This is a genomic window from Enterobacter chuandaensis, assembly GCF_039718975.1.
In the GTDB taxonomy this organism is placed as follows: Bacteria; Pseudomonadota; Gammaproteobacteria; order Enterobacterales; family Enterobacteriaceae; genus Enterobacter; species Enterobacter chuandaensis.
In genome coordinates, this window is record NZ_CP097173.1 from 2,649,080 (window position 1) to 2,667,820 (window position 18,741).

Consider the following 18,741-nt stretch of genomic DNA (forward strand, 5'->3'; position numbering starts at 1 on the left):
CCATTCCTGCAAGCAGGCCACGTCAGGAGCCCGGCAACTCTATGTTAAAAAGATGTTTATCACCGCTGACTCTCGTGAATCAGGTTGCCCTGATTGTTTTGCTGTCCACCGCCCTCGGCGTGACCGGTATGGCGATTTCTGGCTGGCTGGTACAAGGGGTACAGGGTAATGCGCATGCCATCAACGAGGCAGGCTCGCTACGCATGCAGAGTTACCGTCTGCTGGCGTCGGTTCCCCTGACGCAGGACGATCGGCCATTAATTGATGAGATGGAGCGCACGGCCTTCAGCCCCGAGCTGGAAAACGCCGCCATTCGCGCCGGTCAGGAATCCCAGCTTAAAGCGCTTCAGGGCTACTGGCACACCCAGCTGGAGCCCGGTCTGAAACAGGCGCGTACCACGGAGACCGTTGCGCAGGACGTGGCGGGTTTTGTCTCCCGCATCGATTCGCTGGTCTCCGCTTTTGACCAAACCACCGAACTCCGCATCGACCGGGTGGTGATGGTACATCGCGCTATGGCCCTCTTTATGGGCCTGCTGCTGATCTTCACCATCGTCTGGCTCCGGGCGCGGCTGCTGAACCCATGGAAACAGCTGCTGGCAATGGCGCGCGCCGTCACGAACAGAGATTTTACCCAGCGCACGCACATCAGCGGGCGCAACGAGATGGCCATGCTTGGCCAGGCACTGAATACCATGTCGGCTGAGCTGTCCGAAAGCTACGCGGTGCTGGAGCAACGCGTGCAGGAAAAAACGGCCGGGCTGGAGCAGAAAAACGAAATCCTCTCCTTCCTGTGGCAGGCTAATCGTCGTCTGCACATGCAGGTCCCGTTATGCGAACGCCTCTCGCCGGTGCTCAACGGCCTGCAAAATCTGACCCTGCTGCACGATCTGGAGCTGCGGGTTTACGATGTGGAAGATGAAGAGAACCACCAGGAATTCACCTGTCAGTCGGACATGTCCTGCGATGACAAAGGCTGTCATCTTTGCCCGCGCGGCCTGCCGCCGCTGACGTCTGGCGGCACCACGCTGAAATGGCGCCTGACGGACAGCCACACCCAGTACGGCATTCTGCTGGCCACCCTGCCTACGGGGCGTCACCTGAGCCACGACCAGCAGCAGCTGGTAGATACGCTGGTTGAACAGCTAACGGCCACGCTGGCGCTCGACAGGCATCAGGAAAAACAGCAGCAGCTGATCGTGATGGAAGAGCGTGCCACCATCGCCCGCGAGCTTCACGACTCTATCGCTCAGTCGCTCTCCTGTATGAAAATGCAGGTGAGCTGCCTGCAGATGCAGGACGCGGAAATGCCGGAAAGCAACAAACAGCTGCTGAGCCAGATCCGCAACGAGCTGAATACCTCCTGGGTACAGCTGCGCGAACTGCTGACCACCTTCCGCCTGCAACTGACCGAGCCGGGCCTGCGCCCGGCACTGGAATCCAGCTGCCAGGAATTTAGCGCCCGTCTGGGGTTCCCGGTGAAGCTGGATTACCAACTGCCACCGCGGTTTGTTCCCTCGCATCAGGCGATTCATCTGCTGCAGATCGCCCGCGAAGCGCTGAGCAACGTGCTTAAACACGCTGAAGCGACGGCGGTTACGGTCACCGTTAGCCAGCACGACAATCAGGTCAGGCTGACGGTTCACGACAACGGCCGCGGCGTGCCGGAAAATGCCGAACGCACTAACCACTATGGTTTAATTATCATGCGAGACCGCGCCCAAAGCCTGCGCGGTGATTGCCAGGTTCGCCGGAGAGAGACGGGTGGCACGGAAGTTGTGGTCACCTTTATTCCCGAAAAACCGCTTACAACTGCTCAAGGAGAAACCCATGACTAATCAGGAACCGGCATCCATCCTGTTGATCGACGACCATCCGATGCTGCGTACTGGCGTAAAACAGCTGGTCAGCATGGCACCCGACATTACCGTCGTTGGCGAGGCCAGCAACGGTGAACAGGGTATTGAGCTTGCCGAATCCCTCGATCCGGACCTGATCCTGCTCGATCTCAACATGCCCGGCATGAACGGGCTGGAAACCCTCGACAAGCTGCGCGAGAAATCCCTTTCCGGTCGCGTGGTGGTGTTTAGCGTCTCCAACCACGAAGAGGACGTCGTCACGGCGCTGAAGCGCGGCGCGGATGGCTATCTGCTGAAGGATATGGAGCCGGAAGACTTGCTTAAGGCACTGCAGCAGGCTGCCGCAGGCGAGATGGTGCTGAGCGAAGCCCTGACGCCGGTGCTGGCCGCCAGCCTGCGGGCGAACCGCGCCACGTCTGACCGCGACGTCAGCCAGTTAACGCCGCGCGAACGCGATATTCTTAAACTTATCGCCCAGGGCCTGCCGAACAAAATGATCGCCCGCCGTCTGGATATCACCGAAAGTACGGTCAAAGTGCACGTGAAGCATATGCTGAAGAAAATGAAGTTAAAATCGCGCGTTGAAGCCGCGGTGTGGGTCCATCAGGAACGTATTTTTTAAGCATTACTCATCCGGCAGCAGCTTCCAGCGCGGGTCGTCGTCAGGTAATGCGACCAGCGGCTGCGCCACGCTAAGCGTGATCTCATTGGACGAGACGCGCTGGCCCTTCGCATCTTCCACCACCGCCGAGAGGTGCCAGCGGTTTGTCGCCCCTTCAGCGTCATTCCAGGCAGGCATAATTACGCTCCAGCCGTCGGTACTGTCACTTTTCCCGGGTGACGTCAGGCTCAATGCCTGGGTATCACCCTGCCAGTGGATCTGACGAATGCCGTGGGTGCTGCGAACCTGCAGCTTCAGCATGACGGTCTCGCCCCCTTTCAGATCCCACGGCGGGGTCGCCAGCCAGACGGACAGCGTTTTACGCTGACGGAACTCCATGATCGGCAAACCACTGCGCTCCGGCGAGTCATAGCGGCTTCCGCGCAGGGAGCGCGTGGCCGCGACCTCCCCGGCGGAGAGCTGCTTAACCAGCGGCACGCCGAAGCGATAGTTAAGCTTCAGTCCGAGGTTATTCTGACTCTCGCCGCTTTCGCCCTGCTTATGCCCGGCGGTCAGCGTCACCAGCGGTACGGGGGTATAGTTAAGCCCGAGATTGACCGCCACCGGGTTGTGATACCCGGTTCCGCTGTTGAAGAGGTCGACGTTATCACCAAAATATTGCTCAAAGCTGACGCTGGTATTCAGGTGATGAAACCACGGCAGCCACGCTTTGGCGGTAACGTCATATCCCCGCGCCATGCGCTGCTCCTGGACATCAGAGCGCTCGCGCCAGCCGGCAAAAGGCTGATAATAGTTGGCTGACAGGCGCAGATTCTCCCCCCACACCTCGGCGCCCAGTCCTGCACGCTGCAGGTTTTCGTCCAGCAGGTTGTCGTAAAAGGTGTTGTAGCCCAGCAGCCATTTTCCGGCGACCCAGCGCTGGCCGATTCCGGCGTTACTGACCAGACCATCCGTCTGCTGCGTCAGGCCGAGCTGGCTCCAGCTCAGGTAACGGTTGTTATCGTTCCAGGGAATAAACCAGTTGCCGCTGCTGCCGTTAAATTTACCCTCGTTATCCACCAGTACGTTGACGCTGGCGTTACCCCAGGGCGACAGCCAGGATTCGATCTGCTGGTTCACCTCGCCGCTCACCGCGTCTCGCACCTGACCAAAGGCAAACTGCCGAGCCTGCTCGCCCGTAGTCAGGCCGTTGTCGGTCATACTGGCCTCACCAAAGGCTTTCGCCATTTCGGCGAGATGCTTTTCCCCCTCGCCGGTGGGGGCAGCCATACCGAGATCGGGCAGATTATCTCCGTTATTATCAAAGGGATTTTGTGCCTGCTGGATAAAGGAATTCGGCGCACCGTGAACGGCTCCGGCAGTAACAAGGGAGAGTAAAACAAGCGTTCGGAAAGGGGGAGAAACAGTCATCAATGTCGTAAGAATTACCCGGTGCTTACGTAAGAACACCCGTTACCTTAACGCGATTTCTCCCCCTTTGCAGCTTTAAGGAGAATTTTCCGGAATTTCCTGAAACATTGTTTTGAGCTCAGGCACGCACGAACCGCAGTTCGTTCCGCAGCGTAACCGCCCGCCCAGCATGGTTACGGAATCACACCCTCCTGCAATCGCTTCCCGTATCGCGTTTTCTCCTACGCTGAAACAGCTGCAGATGATGCGCCCCGGATCTATAACTCTCCCCGCGCCCTGCCCGTTCAGCAGCGCATGGCGCTCGGCGGGCGTCGAGGGCGGCGACTGAAAAGCAGCTTCAATCACCGGGTGCGCCAGCACCGGTAATGCGGTGCCTTCCCAGAAGCCGAGCATCAGTTCGCCGTTATGCCAGGCCAGCACGCTGCTGCGTTCTCCGGTTTGCGCAACCTGCAGCTGCCAGCCCCGGCCGCTGGCATACTCCATGACCCACGACAGCAGCGGCTTATCACCCGCTACCGACAGGCGAGAAGCTTTACGCCACCAGTAAACCGAGGGTGGCATTTCCGGCCATTCCCGGGCATAGAGTTCCCCCTGCCAGGCAGGTTGCCAGGGCATGATTCTGACGGCGGTTTGTTTACTCTCCGGCTGGCCCGAAGCCGGATCGACGCGCCCTTCCACCAGCGCATTGACCTTTCCCTGGCGGGCAAACTCAGCGTTCCAGTGCATCGGGGCAAACGCTTCGCCTTTCCGTATTCCGTCGTTGATTCGTACTCTGGCCACCATCACCCCGCGCGGCGAGCTGATGCGCGCCAGCTGGCCGTCATACAACGAAAACCGGATGGCGTCTGCGGCGCAAACCTCAACAAACGGCTCCGCGATATGCTGCATCAGCCGGGGCACGTATCCCGTACGGGTCATGGTGTGCCACTGGTCGCGGATACGGCCAGAATTGAGGATCACCGGGTATAGCGCGGTAGTCACCGCGCCGTGCGGCAGCGGATCGACAGGCACTATGTTTCGGCGCGGAAAATTCCCCGTCGGCCACTGGTACGGCTCAAGCCGATCCCACGCTTCACGGGTTAGCCCAGCCAGTTCATGCAGGTTCAATGCCCGCGCGCCGTCATTTTCAAAGGCCGTCAGCGCCGCATGCTCGCAAAAAATCTCCTGCGGATGTTGCCAGGCAAAGGCCTCGCCGTAGCCCAGCTGTTTTGCCACCTGCGCCACGATCCACCAGTCCGGCTTCGCCTCGCCCGGCGCGGGTAGAAACGCGCGCTGGCGCGAAATGCGCCGCTCAGAATTGGTCACCGTGCCGTTTTTTTCTCCCCAGCCCAGTGCCGGAAAACGGATATGGGCGAACCGGCTGGTGTCGGTATCTTTCGTCACCTCAGAGACAATCACCAGCGGACAGGCCGCCAGCGCCTGACACACCGCGTGGCTGTCCGGCAGCGATACGGCAGGGTTAGTGCCCATGATCCACACCGCCTTCACTTCGCCGCGGGCGATGGCGTCAAACAGCTCCACTGCCATCAGGCCCGGCGTCTGCGCCAGCCGCTCGGTTCCCCAGAAACGCGCCACCCGCGAGAGATCGTCCGGCTCGAAGCTCATATGCGCCGCTAACTGGTTCGCCAGCCCGCCCACTTCCCGTCCGCCCATGGCGTTTGGCTGTCCGGTCAGCGAAAACGGACCGCAGCCCGGACGGTTGAACTTCCCGCTGGCAAGATGCACGTTAATGATGGCATTACACTTGTCGCTGCCGCTGGAGGACTGGTTGATCCCCATGGTGTAGAGCGTAATGGCGCGAGGCGCGGTGACAAACCAGTCGTAAAAAGTACCAATGTCCTCTGATGGAAGGTCACAAAACGCCGCCACGCGGGCAATCGGCCACTCATCGGCGCCCTGGATCAGATTGAGCAACCCCACAAACAGCCCGGCATCGCTGCCGGGCCTGAGCGCCAGGTGAAGATCGGCGATATCGCAGGTGGCGGTGTTGCGCGGGTCAATCACCACCACCTTCATCTGCGGATTGTTGTGCTTTGCCTGCACCAGCCGCTGATAGAGCACCGGATGCGTCCACGCCGCGTTCGATCCCACCAGCACCACCAGGTCGCTGTTTTCCACATCCTCGTAGCTGCACGGCACCACGTCTTCACCGAAGGCACGCTTGTAGCCCACCACTGCCGAGGACATGCAGAGCCGCGAGTTGGTATCAATGTTTGCCGCGCCAATAAACCCTTTCATCAGCTTATTGGCGGCATAGTAATCCTCGGTTAACAGCTGGCCGGAGGCGTAAAACGCCACCGCCTGCGGCCCCCATGTGTCGATAATCTCCCTCAGCCTCTCACCCGCCGCGCCGAGCGCCTGCGTCCAGTCCACCTCAAGGCCGTCAACAACGGGGCGCAGCAAGCGCCCCTGTAACCCCGTCGTTTCGCCCAGGGCTGACCCTTTCACGCACAGGCGGCCAAAATTCGCTGGATGGGTTTCGTCCCCCCGAACGCTGACCGCTCCATCTTCCAGGCTTGCGACCACGCCGCAGCCCACCCCGCAGTAGGGGCACGTTGTCCGGGTTTCCGTCATGAGGCCTCCGCACGCATCACCAGCTCTTCGTTGCCGACCCATACCTTGCCATTTTCAATTTTGACCGGCCAGGCGCGCACCGCGGGCTCCCCGCTTTCGGCCTCACGCCCGTCGCGCAGGCGAATGCGCTGCTTGTAGAGCGGAGAGATAACGACCGGCTCGCCCGCCGCATCGCCGAGGATGCCGCGTGAAAGCACGTTCGCGCTGCTGCCCGGCTCCAGATCGTCAAGGGCGTAGACGGTTTTGCCAAAGCGGAACAGCGCGATCGGTTTGCGGCCAAGACGCGCGCCAATACCCGCCTGTTCAGGGATATCCTCAATGCCGCAGATTTCCTGCCAGCGCTTGCTTTCGTCCGACGGCGCGACGTTCACCGCCGTGCGGAACAGTGCCAGGCGGTCAGGATCGTTGAGCGTGGTTTGCCATTCGCACTGGTACGTCTCTACTACCCGGGCCATCTCCTGCTCCAGCTCGTGGGCGATGCCGAGACTGTCGTTGAGGATCACCTCCCGCAGATAGTCGAGGCCGCCCTCCAGGTTGTCCATCCAGGTGCTGGTACGCTGCAGGCGATCCGCCGTGCGAATGTAAAACATCAGGAAACGGTCGACGGTGCGGATCAGAGTTTCGTCATCGAGATCGCTGGCAAAGAGATCCGCATGACGCGGCTTCATGCCGCCGTTACCGCACAGGTACAGGTTCCAGCCCTTGTCGGTGGCAATCACCCCGACGTCTTTACTCTGCGCCTCGGCGCATTCGCGGGTACAGCCGGAGACCGCCATTTTGATTTTGTGCGGCGCGCGCAGACCCTTGTAACGGTGCTCCAGCCTGACCGCGAGGCCGGTAGAGTCCTGCACGCCGTAGCGGCACCAGGTCGACCCGACGCAGGATTTCACCGTGCGCAAGGATTTCCCGTAAGCGTGCCCGGTTTCAAACCCGGCCTCCACCAGCGCCAGCCAGATCTCCGGCAGCTGTTCCAGGGTGGCGCCGAAAAGATCGATACGCTGCCCGCCGGTGATTTTGCTGTACAGGCCGTAGCGTTTCGCAATCTGCCCGATGGCGATCAGCCCGTCGGCGGTCACTTCCCCTGCGGGCATGCGCGGCACGATGGAATACGTCCCGTCCTTCTGAATATTGGCGAAGTAGCGGTCGTTGGTGTCCTGCAACGGCAGGTGCGCCGGCTTTAACAGGTATTCGTTCCAGCAGGAGGCCAGCACTGACCCCACCAGCGGCTTACAGATTTCGCACCCGTGCCCCTGACCGTAGCGGCTGATGAGCTGGTCAAAGGTGCGGATATGGTTGACGCGCACCAGGTGGTAAATCTCCTGACGCGAGTACGGGAAGTGTTCGCAGATGTCCTTTTTCACCTCCACGCCCTGCTCGGCAAGCTGGTACTCCATGACCTGCTTCACCAGCGCGCTGCAGCCCCCGCAGCCGGTCGCCGCTTTGGTGCACTGCTTAACAGCGCCGATATCCGCTGCACCCGCGCTCACCGCCCGGCAGATATCGCCTTTGCTGACGTTATGACACGAACAGATCTGCGCGCTCTCCGGCAGCGCCGCCACGCCCAGCGCTTTCGGCGCGCTGCCTGAAAACGCGGGTAAGATCAGCGTTTCCGGCTCTTTCGGCAGGCTGATGCCGTTAAGCATCATCTGCACCAGCGTGGCGTATTCGCTGGCGTCCCCCACCAGCACGCCGCCGAGCAGCGTTTTGCCGTCGTGGCTGACCACGATTTTCTTGTAGATTTGCTGCGGGCCGTGCGTCCACTGATAGCTCAGCGCGCCCGGCGTGCGCCCGTGAGCATCGCCGAACGAGGCTACGTCGACGCCGAGCAGCTTGAGCTTTGTGCTCATATCCGCGCCGGTGAAGATTTTATCTTCGCTCGCCAGCGCGGCGGCGGCCACGCGCGCCATCTGGTAGCCCGGCGCCACCAGGCCAAAGATTTTCCCCTCCCACAGGGCGCATTCACCGATGGCAAGCACGTCCGGATCGGAGGTCCGGCAGCCGTCGTCAATGCAGATCCCGCCGCGTTCGCCGACAGACAGCCCGCTGCTACGCGCCAATGCGTCCTGCGGACGTATGCCCGCAGAGAAGACCACCATGTCCGTTTCGAGCTGTTCGCCGTCGGCGAAGCGCAGCACCAGCCCGCCGTCCGTCGAAGCAATTTCCGTGGTGGCTTTACTGGTGTGAACGCCGACGCCCAGCGCCTCGATTTTTCTGCGCAGCATCGCCGCGCCGTCGTTGTCGAGCTGCACCGCCATCAGATTGGGCGCAAACTCCACCACGTGGGTTTCCAGCCCGAGCTGTTTCAGGGCATTCGCTGCCTCCAGCCCGAGCAGGCCGCCGCCAATCACCACGCCGCGGCGTGAGCCCGCCGCGTGCGCCGCAATGTTGTCCAGATCGTCAAGGGTGCGGTAGACAAAGCAGCCCGGCAGATCGTTGCCCGGTACCGGCGGCACAAACGGATAGGAGCCGGTCGCCAGTACCAGCTTGTCCCAGTGGGTCTCATGCCCGCTGGCGGTACGCACCACGCGTGCATCGCGATCGATAGCGACGATCTGCTGCGAGAGCCGCAGCTCAATGCCGTTATCGACAAAGAACTCCCCCTCCACCAGCGAGAGCGACGCCGCGCTGCGGCCGCCAAAATATTCTGACAGATGCACGCGGTCATAAGCGGCATAACGCTCCTCGCCAAAAACGACGATCTGATACTGTTGATGCAGATTGCGGTTAACGCAGTCTTCGAGGAAATGATGGCCGACCATACCGTGTCCAACCACCACCAGAGTAGGTTTTGTCATAGCGTTCTGTCCTGCAACCTGCGGTTGCGTAGTGAAACGATCGAACAGCCAGTCCGCGCGTGCGGGCGCAGCCGTTGCCACTAAATCGGTAAATGTAGCCGCGCTGCGGCAGTCGCCCATCAGCAGCACGCCTGCCAGCGCCCCCTGATGGATCAGTAAACGTCGATAGTGACGAGTCAGCGGATCCCATGAACTCCAGACCACGTCGCCCTCCTGCACCGCCGCGCGCCCGAGGCTGAACAGCTCCACGCCGGTTACCTTGAGGCGCACGCCGTTGTCGGCAAGGACAAACGGCGCGGTGACGTCCCCGGCCAGCCTCGCGGCGAGGATATCCGCCTGCGCCAGGCAGGGGGCGACCAGGCCAAACGTCTGGCCGTCAATTTCACAGCACTCGCCAATGGCGTAGACGTTCGGTGCGGAGGTCCGCATCTGGCTATCAACCACGATGCCGCGCGCGCAGCAAATGCCGCTGGCCTGCGCCAGCGCGACGTTCGGCTGCACGCCGGTCGCCAGCACCACGCGCGCGGCGGCGATGCTGCGTCCGCTGAGCAGCATCACGCTCTTGCCCTTAATCGCCGCGATGCCGGAGGCGAGTTCACAGCTAACGCCCCGTGCCGCCAGCACCTCTTCCAGCAGCACGCCCGCCTGCTGGTCCAGCTGCTGCTCCATCAGCCACGGGCCGCGATGGATAATGGTGACGTTGTCACCTTTGCGCGCCAGCGCTGCCGCCGTCTCAACGCCGAGCACGCCGCCGCCCAGCACCACCGCCGGACCAGTGATGGCCTGAATGGCGCGGGTATCCTCCAGGGTACGGAACGTGAACACGTGCGGCGCATCGCCGCCGGGGATCTGCGGAACAAAAGGCGTTGACCCGGTGGCAAACACCAGCGCATCCCAGACCAACGTGCGGGCGGTGGTGTGCACTTCCCGCGCGTCCACGTTCACGGCGAGCGCCCTTTCGCCCCGCAGCACCGTCACGCCCCGCTCCAGGTACCAGCCCTCATCCTGAAGGCTGATACCCGCAGCCGTTTTTTCGCCGCCCAGCACCGGCGAAAGCTGGATGCGGTTGTAAGCATGCTCCGGCTCGTCACCGATAACGGTGATAGCGAAACGACCAGAAGCACGCCCGGTGAGCGAGGCAATCAGCCGGGTTGCCGCCATGCCATTGCCGATAATGACCAGTCGCATCAACGCCACCTCGTTATGCCGCTTTCGGCTGTTTTTCATAGAGGAAATGAAGGATCTGCTGGCGCATGTGGTGATAGCGGCTATCGTCCGCCAGCTGCACCCGGTTGCGCGGGCGCGGCAGGTCAACGCGCAGGATCTCCCCGACGGTGGCCGCCGGGCCGTTGGTCATCATCAACACGCGATCGGAGAGCAGCACCGCCTCGTCCACGTCGTGGGTAATGAGCACGATGGTGGTGTTCAGCGCCTGCTGGATCTGCATCACCGAGTCCTGAAGATGGGCGCGCGTCAGCGCATCCAGCGCGCCGAACGGTTCATCCATCAGCAGCACTTTCGGCTTCATCGCCAGCGCGCGGGCAATCCCGACGCGCTGCTTCATACCGCCGGAGATCTCCCCCGGACGCTTGTGCAGCGCGTGGCCCATCTGCACGCGGTCGAGGTTGTGCTCGATCCACTCTTTGCGCTCGGCCTTGCTCATGGTGTGACGGAACACCTGATCCACCGCCAGCGCCACGTTGTCGAAGCAGGTCAGCCACGGCAGGAGCGAATGGTTCTGGAACACCACCGCGCGCTCCGGTCCCGGCCCGGCGATTTCGCGGTTGTCGCAAATCAGCCCGCCTTCCGTCGGCAGCGTAATCCCGGCGATGAGGTTGAGCAGCGTCGATTTTCCGCAGCCGGAATGGCCAATCAGGCTGACGGTTTCACCCTCGTGGATATCAAAAGAGACGTTTTGCAGCGCCAGAAACTCGCCGCTGGCGGTGGAAAAACGCTGGCTCACGGCCTGGACCTGAATTAATGGTTTCATGTTCGCTCCTTATTTTTCCTGCCAGCTAAAGCGACGGGCGATCAACATCAGCCCCTGCTCCAGCAGCAGCCCGACCACGCCAATGATGACGATGGCGATGAGAATGTTTTCGACGTTGAGGTTGTTCCACTCGTTCCAGATCCAGAAGCCGATGCCCAGGCCCCCGGTGAGCATCTCGGCGGCGACAATCACCAGCCAGGCGATGCCGATGGAGAGGCGCACCCCGGTCAGCACCGCGGGCAGCACCGCCGGGAAGAGAATGCGGCGCATGATGGTCCACTCGGAAAGCTGCAATACGCGGGCGACGTTGAGGTAGTCCTGCGGAATGCGGCGCACCCCTTCGGCGGTGTTAATCACCATCGGCCAGATAGAGCAGATGAAAATGGTCCAGCTGGAAGCCGGTTCCGCTTTCTGGAACAGCAGCAGGCCGATGGGCAGCCAGGCCAGCGGGCTGACCGGGCGCAGAAGCGCAATCAGCGGGTTGAACATGCGCGCGAAAAAGGTGAAGCGGCCAATCAAAAAGCCCAGCGGAATGCCCGCCAGCGCCGCGAGGCCAAAGCCGATGGCAACGCGCTGCAGTGAAGCAAGCACGTTCCAGCCAATGCCCATATCGTTTGGCCCGTCGCGATAAAACGGGTCGGCGAACAGGGTAATGGCGGAATCGAACGTGCTGAGCGGCGTCGGGAAGCCTTTGCTGTTTATCGCCGCCAGCTGCCAGAGCACCACCAGCAGCCCGAGACCGAGCAGCGCCGGAATAACGCGCTGTAAAAAGTCGTTCATCCGACGCGCAAACGCAGGCGTGCGGCGGCGAACCTGTACCGGAGGCAGGACAATCACTTCCCCGCTCTCTGACGTCTCTTGTGGTTTCGTGTTTTGCAGATGCGGCATAATCAGGCCCCCTTACGGTGAATGGCGAAACGGCTGGCGTACCCTTCCGGATCGGTGCCGTTCCAGACGGTGCCGTCCATCAGCGTGCTGCTGCGGTACGGTGATGACGGCGTGGACATGCCGCCGACGGCGGTGGCGGCATCCTGCCAGACCGTGGTCTGGTTAATGCGCTGCGCGATGCCCGCGTAGTCCGGCGCGGCTTTGAGCAAGCCCCAGCGGCGGAACTGGGTTAAGAACCACATGCCGTCGGAGAGATACGGGTAGCTCACGGCCCCCTCGTTGAAGAAGCGGATCGGGTGCGCGTCCTGCCAGCGCTGGCCCAGGCCGTTGTCGTACTCGCCGAGCATGCGTCCGGTGAGATACTGTTCCTTGCAGTTGAGCCACGCCCGGCGGGAGAGGATCTGCGCGGTTTCTCGTTTGTTTTCCGGGGACGCCTCGATCCAGCGCGCGGCCTCCATCACGGCGCTCACCAGCGCCCGGGCGGTATGCGGGTTTTTCTCCACCCAGTCGCGGCGCGTGCCGAGGATCTTTTCCGGATGGTTGGCCCAGATGGACTGCGACGTGGCGGCGGTAAAGCCGATACGGTCGTTAATCGCCCGCGCGTTCCACGGCTCGCCGACGCAAAAGCCGACCATGTTGCCGATGCGCATGTTCATCACCATCTGCGGCGGCGGCACCACCACCGTGCGCACGTCGTCAAAGGGATTAATGCCCGCGCTGGCCAGCCAGTAATAGAGCCACATGGCGTGCGTCCCGGTCGGGAAGGTGTGCGCGAAGGTGTAGGTTCCCGGCGCCTGCTGCCCGATCAGCCTTTTCAGCCCGTCGAGATCGCGAACGCCCTTCTCTGCCAGATCGCTGGAGAGCGTAATGGCCTGACCGTTCTGGTTGAGCGTCATCAGGTTCGCCATCTGCTGCGGCTTGCCCGCGATGCCCAACTCCAGCCCATACAGCAGGCCGTAAAGAATGTGTGCGGCGTCCAGTTCACCCGCCACCAGCTTGTCGCGCACCGCCGCCCAGCTCGCCTCTTTGGTAGGAACGATGGTGATACCGTATTTTTTATCAAAACCTTTTAAGGCTGCGATAACCACCGGGGCACAGTCGGTCAGCGGGATAAACCCGATGCGTACCGTCTCCTGCTCTGGTTTATCCGAGCCCGCCGCCCATGCGGCCTGCATGACACCCGGTAACAGCATTGCGCCACTCGCCAGCATGCTGGCCTGCAAAAATCGCCGTCTCGACAAATCCGCCATAACCGCTCCCGAAAAAAAAAAGCCAAAAAAAAGCGCCCGCCGTGCCGAAGCACCGCTGGACGCCTTTATCCCGAAGACTGATGCACCGCCGTTGGCGCACCGTCAAAAATGGTTAATTGTTAGATGCAAACGCAATGCCAGGTTTTAAGGCCTTGTTTCCGGAGCGATAGCCCATAATTACTCGCATTCTCGCACCTCAATCAGGCACTCAATGCCCACTGATTGTGCAGCTACTCCTTTGGTATTACCTGCCACACGCTCTTCACCGTAAGCAGCGCGCGGGCGATATCCACCATGCGCTGGTTCTTGTCCATTGCCATTTTGCGCAGCGTCGTCCAGGCCTGTTCTTCGCTCATGTTCTGGTGGGTCATCAGCACGCTTTTGGCTTTATCAATGGTTTTGCGCTCCTCAAGCGTATCGCGCAGCGACGCGAGCTGACGGGAAAGCTGCTCTATCTCGCGCGCCTGCTGGCGAACCAGAGTCAGCAGCGGTTTATCCGGGTAGTGCGCCAGCGGATCGTCCTGCTCATCCGCAGGACGCGGGTATGCCTCGTCGCGCTGAATGCGCTCATCCACCGCAACCATCAGATCGGCGATGATCGTCTCTTCCAGCGCGCGCAGATGCTCCAGCCGCGCCGTTTGCAGCGCAAACCAGGTCAGCGCGGTATGACCATTGTCCGCGGCAGGCTGGCGGGTACAGGCCACGCGCCGGAGTTGCTCTGTTTCGCGGTCGGGCTGGCAGTTGAGGGAAAAGGTCGCCTGCAGGTCAGCCTCGCTGTGGGAGAGAAAGATCTCAAAGCAGGCCTGCTGACCGTCAATGCGGTCAACCAGCCGCTGGCGGGTAACATCATCGAAAAAGCCCTGCGTGAAGCCAATCGCCCCCAGCGCCCGCTCTTGTCCCGCCAGCTCTTTGCCCTGCATCAGGCTATAAAGGGCGACAAAACGGCCTGCGATTTGCGGATCGTCAATGCTGTCATTAAGCTGCGGCACAATACCGATCAGGTGGCGTAGCATACGGGAGTAGTGTTCCATCGCCTGCGGCGCCGTCAGCGTCTGCCGACTTACACCGTCGCGCAGGGCGGGAAGCGTCTCCAGCGTGAGCAGCGCGCTGCCGATACGTTCGCAAACGGCGCTTCCAGGGATGGGGGACTGCTTACCAAGAACGTCATAAAGCGCTGCGAGGTTTTCGTCCACCAGCGCCCGGCTGGCTTTGCATTCAGGCGCATAGAGCTTACCCTGTGAACAGAGCCAGACGTTGGATGCCCCGCGCTCGCACTGTAGCATATGCATCAGCTGGCTAATGCCACGCACCAGCGCGCCAAGCTGCGCCAGCCTGCTGAGCTGCTCCCGGCGCATCAGTCTTGCGCGCTGGAGCCATTCGGTTGCGCCTGGCGAAATGCCGGCCTTTAATATCATGCTCACTCTCCCGGATAGCGAAACTTCCGGAAGTGAAGCAATATTCGTGCCTTAAAAGAACAGGAGTCAACATGCAGAAGATTGTGATCGTCGCCAACGGTGCGGCCTACGGCAGTGAATCCCTTTTTAACAGCCTGCGCCTGGCGATCGCGCTACGCGAGAAAGAGAGCGACCTGGCATTGCGGATATTTTTAATGTCCGACGCCGTGACCGCCGGGCTGAAGGGTCAAAAACCGGCGGAAGGCTACAACATTCAGCAGATGCTCGAGATCCTGACCGCGCAGGACGTGCCGGTAAAACTTTGTAAGACCTGCACCGACGGACGCGGCATTACCGCGCTGCCGCTGATTGATGGCGTGGAAATCGGTACGCTGGTCGAACTGGCGGAGTGGACCCTGACCGCCGATAAAGTATTAACTTTTTAATAATAAACCCGTAAAAATATTATTTTCTTATGGACGCGGTTTCAGCATCAAGTTTACCTGCGGGGTTGCCGATAGGCATGGAAACAACACAGCAGGTATTTCACTTATGTTCAGATCGATTCGCGCACGCATCATCGCCGCGACGACAGGCTGCCTCGTCGTCGCCCTTCTCCTCAACACCGTTATAAACTTCCAGGTCACTCGTCAGGATAACCAGCAGTCGCAGCGCGATATCCTGACCAGCACCAGCGCCAGCCACAACATGGCGATTGCCGACTGGGTGAAAAGCAAAATGACGGTGATTGCCTCCGCGCAGAGCGTTGCGCTGGCTGACGATCCGGTGCCGGTGTTTAAGCAGCTTGCCCAGGCAGGCGGCTTCACCAACGTCTACGTGGGCTATGCCAGCAAGACGGCGAAATTCTCCGATCCAACGGGCGTCCCGGCGGATTATGACCCGACCATTCGCCCGTGGTATCAGCAGGTAGTCAGCACCGATGGTCCGGTGGTGACGGCACCCTATGTTGACGCAGGAACCGGGAAGCTGGTAGTGACCTTTGCCGTGCCGGTGAAGGAGAAGGGCGCTCTAAAAGCGGTGGTGGCAGGCGATGTCGCCATGGATAGCGTGGTGGCGAACGTGCGCGGGATCCACCCCACGCCAGCGAGCAGCGGATTGCTCCTGAACAGCGACGGCACGGTGATTGCCGCCAACGAGCCGGCCCTGACGCTGAAGCCGTTTGCCGAGACGATTAAAGGCATTGACTTTGCGGCGCTGAAAAGCGGCAATCCGGTCGACGGCACGCTGAATGACGAGGAAAAAACCTTCATCGCCTCAGCCGTACCGGGCACGAACTGGCTGCTGGTGGTCGCCCTCGACAGCAGCGACGCCACCTCCGGCATGCGTTCCCTGCTGAAAGCGTCGGCGATTTCGCTGGTGATCCTGGCACTCCTGAGCGGCGCTATTGTTCACATTCTGATCGCCCGCCTGCTGAAGCGCCTGTCCGACATTCGCGACGCAATGCACAACATTGCCAACGGCACTAACGATCTGTCCCAGCGCCTGCCGGACAGCGGCGATGACGAAGTGGCGCAAATTGCGCAGGCGTTTAACGCCTTCAGCGATAAGCTCTCAGTGGTGATGGTCCAACTCCGCGATGCCAGCGCCTCGGTGAAAAACGCCGCGCAGGAGATTGCGGCAGGTAACCAGGATCTTTCAGGCCGTACCGAGCAGGCGGCGTCCAGCCTTCGCGAAACCGCCAGCGCCGTGGAGGAGATCACCGCCTCTGTGACGCAGTCGAATGAATCGGCAGCAGAAGCCAACGACCAGGCGAGCAAGGCCTCTGCGGCCGCAGCGCGCGGCGGTGAAGTGGTTTCTCAGGCCATCAGCACCATGCAGTCTATCGAAGTGGCGTCCGCTAAGATTGGTGATATCACCAGCGTGATTGACGGCATTGCCTTCCAGACCAACATTCTGGCGCTGAACGCCTCGGTTGAGGCGGCGCGTGCCGGTGAGCAGGGGCGCGGGTTTGCCGTGGTCGCGGGCGAGGTGCGTAACCTGGCGAGCCGCAGCGCTCAGGCGGCGAAAGAGATTAAATCGCTGATTGATTCCACCACCGACAGCGTGGCAACCGGCTCGCGTTACGTGCATCTGGCCGGGGAAAGCATGGATGAGATCCGCTCCAGTATCGGCAGCGTCTCTGGCATCATGCGCGAAATTTCCATCGCTACCAGCGAGCAGATGAAAGGCATTCACGAGATCAACCACGCGGTGACCCATCTCGACAGAATGGTGCAGCAGAACGCCGAACTGGTGGTACAGTCCGCCGCAGCGGCCAGCGCGTTGCAGAGCCAGGCGGGCGACCTTGCTGAAACCGCCGGTCATTTCCGCATTTAATTTTCTCCCGGCGCGGGTTTACCGGGTAAAACCCGCGCCAGCTGAATGCTTTCAGGCATTTTGTCATTTTTGTTTAAACGTTATGCCATTTTTTGATCAAAATCATTATCCCATGCCCCCCACTTTGGTGTTATGCAATGAGTAATTTGTGAACAATATCACGCTCGGGATGGGCAAAATCGACGGGGTAAATAAATGGCACTGGTGAAAACAAGTTTGAAACTGTTTGGCGGGGATACGGTGGTGGTGCGTTGCTCAGAGCGCTGTCGCATTCATCTCATGAGTTCAAAAACGCAAAAGCAATCGCAGGCAGATATTTTGACGGTGCAGGATGACAAGGCGTGGCTGACCGTGCCGTATACCGGTACGTGGGATGTCCTGATCGACAGCCACAGCCAGTCGCTGGAGCATTCGGTCAGTTACGTAGCAGCGTAATTTAAACGCCCGGCGAGCCGGGCGTATTCTCAGGCAAAACCCGGTCGCAGCGTGCCGTTAAGCGGGTTCCCTTCCAGTAGCGCCTTCACCTTCACCACCAGCTCATTCAGACAGTCGTCCTTCATGCCGAGGCGGGTCAGCTCCTGATCGAGAGAGAAGAGATACTGCGCGTTGGTGCCCAGCGGCCCGCTGGCGGCGGCAATTAACGGGGCAATTACCTGCGTGCGGGTGTCCGCTTCATACAGCGGGTGGCGCGGGTCCATAATAAACACCAGCGCGTTAACGGTGCGTCCGTCGTCAAGCTCCAGCTTGCACCAGCTCGGCATATAGCAGCCGGTGATCATCTCGCGCTTCCAGAGCAGCGTCAGCTCCTCTTCAAGCGTGGCATCCGGGAGACGATACGCCACGCCCGTGGTGCGTCCGCCCTCTTTCAGTGCAAGCATGCGTCCTGGCTGACACGCGCTGCCGCGTCCTGCCGTCAGGCGCAGGCAAAATGCGCGGTGCCAGCCGGGCAGCGTTCCCGTTGCCGATTCGACAAATTCCAGAGCCGGGTTCCACATCAGAGAACCGTAGCCAAAAATCCATACCGGGCCATCATCCGGGCGGCAGGCAAGCGTGGCAGCGATCGACGCCGCACGTTATTCAGCTGACCAGAGAAGCGATTCCTCAATAGCACCAAATGCCGTCTTACAATCTGCCTTCATTAAGAAATCACGCGTTAACACTTTACACCTCCGCCACTGCATGCTTCCTTGCGACATCTGTAATTCGCCTTCCCGGCATTCTGTGCTGGTCATTTTGCCAGCAGTTGAATTACGATAAGCAATTAGCGGACCAGTTGCAATACAACGGCAGTTCAACCGCCTGAAAAGTCAAAATGAAGGCAGCGAATAATTTCACGGCTATTTCTTTTTATGCCATTTATCATCGTCTCCTTTCTCGTAGTCATGTTTTACTGCGGCCCAGGCGACTTTATGCGCCGTCTCTTCCCGGCTGGCATCATCCCGGCGATCGTCCTTATCTTTGTATTGATCCCAGGCGCTGTTAAATGCCTCTTTGTAGATATCCTGGGCGTGTTCAGGCAGGACGTTTTTTACGTTATCGGGTAATTCGCGTTTCGTTTTATAGGGCATCGCTAACCTCTCTTTTGGTTAAAAAGATAAGTGTGGACGACGATGCGCAAGGCT

General features: G+C 60.5%; 13 protein-coding genes and 1 pseudogene. 5 read left to right on the forward strand and 9 right to left on the reverse strand.

The features are described 5' to 3' along the window. Positions 1 to 41 precede the first annotated feature (41 nt). Complete coding sequence (narX, locus tag MX657_RS12950) at positions 42 to 1,838, forward strand: nitrate/nitrite two-component system sensor histidine kinase NarX (RefSeq protein ID WP_336238800.1); 1,797 nt, start codon at positions 42 to 44, stop codon at positions 1,836 to 1,838. Beyond that, a complete protein-coding gene (narL, locus tag MX657_RS12955) occupies positions 1,831 to 2,481 on the forward strand; it encodes a two-component system response regulator NarL (protein WP_003856701.1) in 651 nt (216 codons plus the stop codon). The genes narX and narL overlap by 8 nt, the downstream gene beginning before the upstream one ends. A gap of 3 nt (positions 2,482 to 2,484) precedes the next feature. On the opposite strand, the gene MX657_RS12960 is transcribed toward narL, so the two are convergent. The 7 genes from MX657_RS12960 to nasR all read right to left on the reverse strand — a co-directional run bounded on the left by MX657_RS12960 (position 2,485) and on the right by nasR (position 14,803). Continuing rightward, complete coding sequence (locus tag MX657_RS12960; RefSeq protein ID WP_252001765.1) at positions 2,485 to 3,891, reverse strand: YchO/YchP family invasin; 1,407 nt, start codon at positions 3,889 to 3,891, stop codon at positions 2,485 to 2,487. Positions 3,892 to 3,966: 75 nt separating this feature from the next. Then, positions 3,967 to 6,465, reverse strand: a complete 2,499-nt coding sequence (locus tag MX657_RS12965) for a nitrate reductase (RefSeq protein ID WP_346805935.1) — start codon at positions 6,463 to 6,465, stop codon at positions 3,967 to 3,969. Beyond that, positions 6,462 to 10,448 carry a nitrite reductase large subunit NirB gene (gene nirB, locus MX657_RS12970; RefSeq protein WP_346805936.1) on the reverse strand — a complete coding sequence of 1,329 codons (3,987 nt, stop codon included), beginning with the start codon at positions 10,446 to 10,448 and terminating at the stop codon, positions 6,462 to 6,464. Before nirB ends, MX657_RS12965 begins: the two co-directional genes overlap by 4 nt. Positions 10,449 to 10,461: 13 nt before the next feature. Continuing rightward, a complete protein-coding gene (locus MX657_RS12975; protein WP_006810903.1) occupies positions 10,462 to 11,250 on the reverse strand; it encodes an ABC transporter ATP-binding protein in 789 nt (262 codons plus the stop codon). 9 nt (positions 11,251 to 11,259) lie between these two features. Next, on the reverse strand, positions 11,260 to 12,138 hold the full coding sequence (gene ntrB / locus MX657_RS12980; protein WP_346805937.1) for a nitrate ABC transporter permease: 879 nt from the start codon (positions 12,136 to 12,138) through the stop codon (positions 11,260 to 11,262). 2 nt (positions 12,139 to 12,140) lie between these two features. Continuing rightward, complete coding sequence (locus MX657_RS12985) at positions 12,141 to 13,388, reverse strand: CmpA/NrtA family ABC transporter substrate-binding protein (RefSeq protein ID WP_346805938.1); 1,248 nt, start codon at positions 13,386 to 13,388, stop codon at positions 12,141 to 12,143. 230 nt (positions 13,389 to 13,618) lie between these two features. Beyond that, entirely contained in the window at positions 13,619 to 14,803 is a 1,185-nt protein-coding gene (gene nasR / locus MX657_RS12990; RefSeq protein WP_346805939.1) for a nitrate regulatory protein NasR, read from the reverse strand. Positions 14,804 to 14,874: 71 nt separating this feature from the next. Between nasR and MX657_RS12995 the strand changes: the two genes are divergently transcribed. The 3 genes from MX657_RS12995 to MX657_RS13005 all read left to right on the forward strand — a co-directional run bounded on the left by MX657_RS12995 (position 14,875) and on the right by MX657_RS13005 (position 17,554). Then, on the forward strand, positions 14,875 to 15,228 hold the full coding sequence (locus MX657_RS12995) for a DsrE/DsrF/TusD sulfur relay family protein (protein ID WP_080329368.1): 354 nt from the start codon (positions 14,875 to 14,877) through the stop codon (positions 15,226 to 15,228). A 106-nt stretch (positions 15,229 to 15,334) separates the two neighbouring features. Next, positions 15,335 to 17,119, forward strand: coding sequence for a methyl-accepting chemotaxis protein (locus MX657_RS13000; protein ID WP_346805940.1), 1,785 nt, complete (start codon positions 15,335 to 15,337; stop codon positions 17,117 to 17,119). A gap of 195 nt (positions 17,120 to 17,314) precedes the next feature. After that, positions 17,315 to 17,554 (forward strand): DUF1883 domain-containing protein, encoded by a 240-nt coding sequence (locus tag MX657_RS13005; protein WP_215229956.1) that lies wholly within the window; start codon positions 17,315 to 17,317, stop codon positions 17,552 to 17,554. A 29-nt stretch (positions 17,555 to 17,583) separates the two neighbouring features. Here the strand turns inward: MX657_RS13005 and MX657_RS13010 are convergent. Together MX657_RS13010 and chaB are read right to left on the reverse strand one after the other, a co-directional pair. Further along, positions 17,584 to 18,279: pseudogene (locus tag MX657_RS13010) on the reverse strand (gamma-glutamylcyclotransferase). A 177-nt stretch (positions 18,280 to 18,456) separates the two neighbouring features. Then, positions 18,457 to 18,687: a putative cation transport regulator ChaB gene (gene chaB / locus MX657_RS13015; RefSeq protein WP_014884191.1), complete on the reverse strand. Its 231-nt coding sequence runs from the start codon at positions 18,685 to 18,687 to the stop codon at positions 18,457 to 18,459. Between the last annotated feature and the right edge of the window lie 54 nt (positions 18,688 to 18,741).